General features: G+C 54.5%; 7 protein-coding genes and 1 pseudogene. 4 read left to right on the forward strand and 4 right to left on the reverse strand.

All coding sequences use genetic code 11. The annotated features are described in order from the left end of the window. Nucleotides 1–137 precede the first annotated feature (137 nt). The 4 genes from psb29 to hemF all read right to left on the reverse strand — a co-directional run bounded on the left by psb29 (nt 138) and on the right by hemF (nt 2854). Nucleotides 138–851, reverse strand: coding sequence for a photosystem II biogenesis protein Psp29 (psb29, locus tag POG22_RS12820; RefSeq protein WP_498905671.1), 714 nt, complete (start codon nt 849–851; stop codon nt 138–140). A gap of 26 nt (nt 852–877) precedes the next feature. Then, nucleotides 878–1006 carry a hypothetical protein gene (locus POG22_RS12825; protein ID WP_498905672.1) on the reverse strand — a complete coding sequence of 43 codons (129 nt, stop codon included), beginning with the start codon at nt 1004–1006 and terminating at the stop codon, nt 878–880. A gap of 52 nt (nt 1007–1058) precedes the next feature. Further along, the gene (locus POG22_RS12830) at nt 1059–1427 is read right to left on the reverse strand and encodes an STAS domain-containing protein (RefSeq protein WP_017662097.1); all 369 of its coding nucleotides are present in this window, start codon (nt 1425–1427) and stop codon (nt 1059–1061) included. A gap of 395 nt (nt 1428–1822) precedes the next feature. Further along, entirely contained in the window at nt 1823–2854 is a 1032-nt protein-coding gene (hemF, locus tag POG22_RS12835) for an oxygen-dependent coproporphyrinogen oxidase (RefSeq protein WP_498905674.1), read from the reverse strand. Nucleotides 2855–3101: 247 nt separating this feature from the next. Here hemF and POG22_RS12840 point away from each other — a divergent pair, with 247 nt between their 5' ends. The 4 genes and pseudogenes from POG22_RS12840 to POG22_RS12855 all read left to right on the forward strand — a co-directional run. Beyond that, nucleotides 3102–4190 (forward strand): Mrp/NBP35 family ATP-binding protein, encoded by a 1089-nt coding sequence (locus POG22_RS12840; protein WP_498905676.1) that lies wholly within the window; start codon nt 3102–3104, stop codon nt 4188–4190. Nucleotides 4191–4233: 43 nt separating this feature from the next. Next, complete coding sequence (gene rodA / locus POG22_RS12845; RefSeq protein WP_498905678.1) at nt 4234–5484, forward strand: FtsW/RodA/SpoVE family cell cycle protein; 1251 nt, start codon at nt 4234–4236, stop codon at nt 5482–5484. Nucleotides 5485–5750: 266 nt separating this feature from the next. Further along, complete coding sequence (locus tag POG22_RS12850; protein ID WP_026097792.1) at nt 5751–5942, forward strand: NAD(P)H dehydrogenase subunit NdhS; 192 nt, start codon at nt 5751–5753, stop codon at nt 5940–5942. Between the two features lie 193 nt (nt 5943–6135). Beyond that, nucleotides 6136–6225, forward strand: a pseudogene (locus POG22_RS12855) (RNA-guided endonuclease InsQ/TnpB family protein); the annotation flags it as partial.

Here is a 6225-nt window from a genome sequence, read left to right on the forward strand (position 1 = left end):
ATTGGGCTTGAGTAGGGTGGGGCGCACCCGAATTCACGCATCGGGAGAGATTCCCTCTTGGCTGGTTGGAGAGATCTTGTCAGCTAACGGAGACTCGTAGAACGATGAATCCCCCTGCCTTCAGGCGGGGGAGAACGTCAAGATTGAGATTCGGGTGTGGGTTTGTCAGTTGTGGTTTGTTTGGCGTTCTCTCGCTCGCTGCGTTTTTTACGTTCGGCGGCGAGAATATCGGCCATCACGCTTTGAGCCTGCTCCATTTTCTCGAGGTTGCTGCGGTAGAGTTCGAGATCTTTTTGGAGTTTGTCATCCGACAACTGTAGGGCTGCGCTGGCTTTTTCCAAAAGCGAGGACAGTTTTTTCTTGTCTTTCACTAATTCTCCGTCGACCCGTTCGATAACCGAAAACAAGCCGATCGCGAACAAACGGCTGTATTTAAAGTTATCTCGACTGGCGATCGCCTGAAGTTGCTGTGCGACGGGATTGTCAGCTTCGCGACTTTCCGGCTGTGCCAGAATTGCCGTTAACTCTTCTGTCGAGAGGGGTTCGACAGCAGCGATCGCCGCCGCAGCATCCTGACGATAGCGATCGGGATCGTCGTCGATGGCGCGACAGAGGGCTTCAAAAATCGACGTGCGATCGCGCTCCGGCTGATACCCCCGCATCAAGCGATCGAACGCCGTCACCACCCCGAGGGCATAAATGGGATCGTATTTAAAATCTACGTTAACCGAGAGCAGGTGCATCTCGACCATCAACTCTTCCACGACCCGGCGATAGATCGAATTGACCGGTCGCATGTGGAGGCGATAAAAAGCTCGTTTAGTATCGGAAACAGTACGGACGTTATCCACAGGAGGTTTACTGGGGGCTGAAGGACTTAATAAGGTCTCGGGCGATCGGGAGTTTGGCCGAGTACGGCGTGCGTCAGGGGCGTTCCTACTGCGGTCTCGTTCCCGTCAGGTCGAGACAGTCGCAACGGTGGCACGTTCCCCGTTTCCGAGCGCATCGGAAGCGGGGGGATCTCCCAAATTGGGAGGACGCAGAACCGACGTTTCGGATTAGCTGGCCACGTTTCGGGGAACGCCTTCGAGGGCTTCTTCCTCCGTCTCGAAAATTTCAAACACGGAATCCATCATGGTGACCTCGAACACCAGTTTGGCCTCTGGATGCACGTTACAGATACGAAAACTGCCTTTAACTTTATCGGCGTCTCGCATTCCAGCAACTAAAGATGTCAAACCAGAACTATCGATGAAATTCACCTGTCCGAGGTTTACGACCACGTGGCGGCTCAGTTTAGAGATGCATTCCTGAAGTTTGAGGCGAAACTGCCAAGCCGTCGTAATATCCAGACGACCTGCAGGTGCCAGAACGATTACAGTCGTCCCGTCTTGGGTAGTATGTGTTTTCTGCTCGATGTGGATCACAGACCCTTCCTCGCACTTACAAACTCGACACGTTCCGGTTAGCGCTCCGGAACTTCTCGCTCGACTCGGTCTGCCTCCAAGCAGAACGCTCTAGCAAACCGTTTCAGCGAGCAATTGTACCCGATCGAGGGCGAGATCTCCCGCTTGAACTCGATCGCGATTTCCGTCGGCCTTTTCAAACGCGCTCGGGGATTGGCCCGTGTTGTCCGTTCGGACTCGCTCTGTGGGAGAGCGGTTCGGGTGCGAACTCACGCCCTTACCCGAGAAATCTTCAGCGCGTTACCGTCTCGGATCTAGGATACCAAACATCTCTTCTTCCGCCTTTGACAGACGGAAAAGCGAAGACCCCTCGAGGGAAGATACGATCGCGATCGTCCGAGCGACAGTCGTTCCGGTTACGCCGTCGTCCAGCTCGCCCAGTCTTGCGGTTTGAGGAAGGTCTCGTACAGCTTGGCTTCTGGGGTTCCCGGTTCCGGTTCGTAACAGTATTCCCAGCGCACGAGCGGCGGTAAAGACATCAAAATCGACTCAGTACGGCCGTTGGTTTGCAGGCCGAAGATCGTCCCGCGATCGTAGACTAAATTAAATTCCACGTAGCGGCCGCGTCGGTACAGTTGGAAATTGCGTTCGCGATCGCCGTATTCCATGCCCCGACGCCGTCGAACGATGGGTTCGTAAGCCGGAAGGAAGGACTTTCCGCAATCTCGTGCGAAGGCAAACAGCGATTCCCAATCTCGGGGTTCGAGGGCGCCGAGTTCTTTACTGTAAGTCGCGGCCGGCCCGTCCGGGTCGGGGCCGCGATAGAGTTCGCCCCGGCCGTCTTGGTAATCGAAGAAAATCCCGCCGACGCCCCGCGTTTCTTGGCGGTGTTTCAAATAGAAGTATTCGTCGCACCAACGTTTGAAAACGGGATAATACTCCGAGTGGTGGCGATCGCAAGCTGCTTTAACGGTTTGATGGAAGCCAGCAGCGTCTTCTTCAAAAGGATAGTACGGTGTCAAATCCACCCCGCCGCCGAACCACCACACCGGCCCGGCCTCGAAATAGCGGTAATTTAAGTGAACCGTGGGAATGTAGGGATTGCGAGGGTGCAGCACCATCGAGGTTCCCGTGGCGTAAAACCCGTGACCTTCTGCTTCGGGTCGCTGCTTCAAAATCGACGGGGGAAGCTGCGGGCCGAACACTTCCGAAAAGTTGACGCCCCCTTGCTCGAAAATATCACCTTCGCGAATCACGCGCGATCGACCGCCGCCGCCTTCAGGACGCTCCCACGAATCTTCCCGAAACCGTTCCCGGCCGTCGATCTGCTCTAATCCTTGGCAAATTTCATCCTGTAACTCTTTCATGAACTGGCCGATCCGCGATCGCGAATCTTCCGGGGGACGGGCGGGCATGGAGGACGTAGAAGGACTCGAAGTTACATTCATAACGGAGTGATATCACAAAACGATCGTAAGCTCGGAAGACTTAGTATATGGGCTTGCTGGCGCATCTAGTCTTCCTCGGGGCGACCGCGTTTCCCACAGAGTTCGCGGCCTTAAATATCATAAGGAATGTTGCGGACAATTTAGAATACTGTTTAAGAACGTACATTTTTCACAACAAAAAGATACATTTTCGTCTGCGTTCGCTCGCGAAACTCACAGCCGAAACGTTTAACATCAGGAGGTTTTAGTGGAACCGACCGTCTCGAAAGACCTGACCCCCGAATCCGTCTTAAACGTCTTGCGCCCGGTGCAAGACCCCGAACTTCAAAAAAGTTTGGTGGAATTGAACATGATCCGCAACGTGGCGATCGAGGGGGGAACGGTCAAATTTACCCTCGTCTTGACTACCCCCGCCTGTCCGCTGCGGGAGTTCATCGTCGAAGACTGCGAAAAAGCCGTTCGCACCCTCCCCGGCGTCGAAGCCGTGGAAGTAGACGTAACGGCCGAAACCCCCAAACAAGCCTCCCTTCCCGATCGCCAAGGCATCGACGGCGTGAAAAACATCATCGCCATCTCCAGCGGGAAAGGTGGGGTCGGTAAAAGCAGCGTCGCCGTCAACGTGGCCGTCGCCCTCGCCCAAACCGGCGCAAAAGTGGGACTTCTCGACGCCGACATCTACGGCCCCAACGGTCCGAATATGTTGGGTCTGGCCGATGCCAAAGTCATGGTTCGGCAAGCTCCCGACGGAAAAGAAGTCCTCGAACCCGCTTTCAATCACGGCGTCAAATTGGTGTCGATGGCCTTCCTCATCGACAAAGACCAACCCGTCATTTGGCGAGGTCCCATGCTCAACGGCGTCATCCGTCAGTTCCTCTACCAAGTGCAGTGGGGCGAACTGGACTATCTCATCGTCGATATGCCCCCCGGAACCGGAGACGCTCAACTGACCCTAGCGCAAGCGGTTCCCATGGCCGGCGTCGCCATCGTCACCACGCCGCAGCGCGTCGCTCTCCTCGACTCTCGTAAAGGGCTGAAAATGTTCGAGCAGTTGGGGGTTCCCGTCCTCGGCATCATCGAGAACATGAGCTACTTCGTTCCCCCCGACCTTCCCGATCGCCAGTACGATATCTTCGGATCGGGGGGCGGCGAAAAGACCTCCGAGGAACTCGGCGTTTCCCTCCTCGGTCGGATTCCGTTAGAAATTCCCCTGCGGGAAGGCAGCGACGAAGGTGTTCCCATCGTCGTTTCCCGTCCCGAGTCCGCTTCGGCCAAAGAACTGACGATGGTTGCCAAACAGATTGCGGCAAAAGTCTCAGTCGCCGCGTTGTCGAAATAAGCCCCGTCAAACTCGCCGCCTCGTCTCACCGTTTCAGTGTCTCATGCAAAAATCCCTCCCTCGTTTCAGCCTGCAAAAGCTTTTACAGCCTTGGAAGTCGTTAGATTGGTTTTTAGCCATCTCGGTCGTCGGTCTGACAGTGTTTGGCGGTTTGATTATTCGCAGTACTCAACTCAACGCCGACTATACCGACTGGTGGCAACATTGGTTAACTGGAGGTATCGGCCTGGCGATCGCACTGGCGATCTCCCGTTGGCGTTACGACGTACTGGTGCAGTGGAAGTGGATCGTATATGGCATTACGAACCTCTCCCTGTTGGCCGTTATTTTTGTTGGAACGACGGCTTTGGGGGCGCAGCGGTGGATTTCCATCGGCGGCTTTCACGTGCAACCGTCGGAATTCGCCAAGTTAGGGCTGATCGTCACCCTGGCGGCCGTATTGGAATCGCGCACGGCTGCTAGTTTTCCGGTAGTGCTACAAACTCTAGCCGTTACAGCGGTTCCGTGGGGATTGGTGTTTTTACAACCGGATTTAGGAACCTCCCTCGTCTTCGGGGCTATTACGATCGGGATGCTGTATTGGGCGAACGCCAACCCCGGTTGGTTGGTCTTGTTAGTATCGCCTCTGGTGTCGGCGATTTTGTTCGGGACGCTGTTACCGGTCTGGTTCGTTTGGGTGGCGGGAATGGGCGTGTTAGCTTGGCTGACTATCCCCGGACGTTGGATTGGAGCCGCGATCGCCTTGGGAATTAATTTACTGTCGGGGAAGTTGGGCGAGGTATTTTGGAACCTCCTCAAACCCTATCAAAAAGACCGAATTATTCTCTTTCTCGACCCCGATCGCGATCCCCTCGGTGGGGGCTATCACTTGATTCAATCCCGTATTGCCATCGGTGCGGGTGAATTTTGGGGTCGCGGTTGGGGCAACGGCACGCAAACTCAAGGCGGCTTTATTCCAGAACAGCACACGGACTTTATTTTCTCGGCGGTGGGTGAGGAATTGGGCTTTGTCGGCGCGATATCGGTAGTCTTGGTGTTTTGGTTGATTTGCCTGCGTTTGGTGATTCTGGCACAAAATGCCAAGGATAATTTCGGGTCGTTGTTGTGCGTGGGCGTTTTATCGACGATCGTTTTTCAGGCGATCGTCAATATCAGCATGACCATCGGCTTAGCCCCGGTCACGGGAATTCCACTGCCTTGGCTGAGTTACGGGCGATCGGCGCTGTTGACGAATTTTATCGCCTTCGGACTGGTAGAATCGGTTGCCAATTACCGACAGCGATTGAAATTCTGAGGCTGAGTCGTTCCTCTTGGAAATTTCCAAGGTTCGAGTCGCCGAGAGAACAAAATAGTACAATACCTTTGACAATTGGCGGTCGGTGGGCGCGAGCTATTTGCGCCACAGACCGGACGGGAGTTACGCATCTACACCATTCGTAGGGTGGGCAATGCCTGCCGACTTCCCCATTTAGTGTAGTTTCGCTGCGTAAGTCCTACCGGGTTAAAATCCGAACTCGAGCCTACGTCAATTTAACACTGAGTTACTGAGTACCCATGACGATGATTCTTCCCGGATCGGCTGTACGAGTCGTAAACCCCGACGATACGTATTACGAGTTTCAAGGATCGGTGCAGCGCGTTAGCGACGGCAAAGCGGCGGTCCTGTTTGAAGGCGGAAACTGGGACCACTCGGTCACGTTCTTACTGTCGGAATTGGAATTAGTGGACGCGAAAGCCGGACGTAAGAAGTGATAACGGGACTTTTTACAGTCACCAGCCTTTTACAGTGAGCAGTCAACAGTGAAGACAGTTGACAGTTTCTCCCTTGCTCCCTTGCTTCCCCTCTCCCCGGCTCCCTTGACCAAAAATAATGGGTTTCAAGCCCCGCCCTTCCAGGGCGGCATTATGTGTGTTATAATGATACCAAGCAAGCAAGTGTCAAACGATGTTTGTTCTCGAATACAAGGTCAAACCTAAACCTTATCAAGTCGAAGCCATCGAGGAAGCAATTCGGACGGCTCAGTTCGTTCGCAAC

The sequence above is a fragment of the Geitlerinema sp. CS-897 genome (assembly GCF_028368005.1).
GTDB lineage: Bacteria > Cyanobacteriota > Cyanobacteriia > Cyanobacteriales > Geitlerinemataceae > Baaleninema > Baaleninema simplex.